The 1,290-nt window shown below is 73.2% G+C and carries 2 protein-coding genes; both read left to right on the top strand.

Annotation, left to right across the window (positions count from 1 at the left end; translation table 11 throughout):
• Positions 1–610: hypothetical protein (locus GA0115240_RS07980; protein ID WP_237554701.1), on the top strand; the 610-nt coding region annotated here is incomplete at its 5' end.
• A 34-nt stretch (positions 611–644) separates the two neighbouring features.
• Positions 645–1,290 (top strand): alpha/beta fold hydrolase (locus tag GA0115240_RS07975; protein ID WP_141708760.1); only part of this gene is annotated, 646 nt, incomplete at its 3' end.

Below are 1,290 nucleotides of genomic sequence, written 5' to 3'. Positions count from 1 at the left end.
CCCACCGCGAACCACCACCGCCCCCGCACTCCGCCACCGCCGACACCGAGCGCGCCAGGCCCGGCCTGCGGCCGCCCCGTCGACGCCCCCCGACTGGGTCCGCTGGACCGTGCTGCCCCTGCTGGTCGTGGTCCCCATCGGCTATGTGGTCGTCGCCGCCAAGCAGAGCCGGATCAGCGGCGAGGACAAGCAGCAGGAAGCCGCCGCCCGGCACATGACCCGGGCCCGGCCCAGCTCGCTCCAGCAGCGCGTCTACCAGGTGTCGTTCCCGATCGGGGCCACCCACCCCGGCTACCTGGAGACCAACTCCTGGGACGTCAGCGTGCTGCTGGCGCAGTTCACCACCACCGCGGGCGGACTGGACACCTTCCTGGCCAAGGTGGGCACCAGCCGCGCCGCCCTGCAGCCCGGCCGGGTCACGATCAGGCCGGCCCAGACCAAAGGGGTCGACTGGAACTTCGCCGTCCACCGCCCCTACGCCGGGATCACCCTGCACCAGGCCGGCGACAAGCCCGACCACGACATCACCGTGGATCTGACCGATCCCGACGCGCCGACCGTGTATGTGGTGTCCACTGTCAATTTCCAGCATGGCTTCGGGGGCGGGTGACCCCGTCCCCGCTTTCACTCGATAGCGTGAGGCGATGAGCGAGACGACCGACCAGGCCGCCACTGCGTACGACACGTTCAACGACGCGTACGACGATCGTGACGACCTGCTGCAGCCGCCGCTGCAGTACCGCTTCGACGGCCCCGACGACGCCCCCGTGCTCGTGCTGGGTCCCGCCCTGGGCGCGACCTGGCACATGTGGGACCGCCAGCTCCCCGTGCTCAGCGGCGACTGGCGGGTGCTGCGTTACGAGCTGCCCGGGCACGGCGGCGCCCCGGCCGACCCCGCGTACTCGGTCGACGACCTCGCCCGGCGGCTGCTGGCCGTGCTGGACGACGAGGGCATCGACAGCTTCGGCTATGCCGGGTGCGGGCTCGGCGCCGCCATCGGCGCCCGGCTGGCGCTGCTGCGCCCCGACCGGGTGGCCGCCCTGGCCCTGGTCTCGGCCGCCGCCCGCTACGCCACCGCCGACGGCTGGCGCCAGCGCGGCGTCCTGGTCCGCGCCAACGGCCTGGACCGCACCGCGCACACCACGCCCGAGCGCTGGTTCACCGAGGCGTTCCTCGTCACCCAGCCCGCGATCACCGAGTGGGCGGTGCAGATGGTCAGGAGCACCGACGCCGCCTGCTACGTGGCGGCATGCGAGGCGCTGGCCGCCTTCGACATCCGCGACGCGGTCG

This window comes from Streptomyces sp. DvalAA-14 (assembly GCF_900091855.1).
In the GTDB taxonomy this organism is placed as follows: Bacteria; Actinomycetota; Actinomycetes; order Streptomycetales; family Streptomycetaceae; genus Actinacidiphila.
The sequence above is the reverse complement of the archived record's forward strand: the minus strand, read 5'-3'. Positions and strand labels throughout refer to the sequence as shown.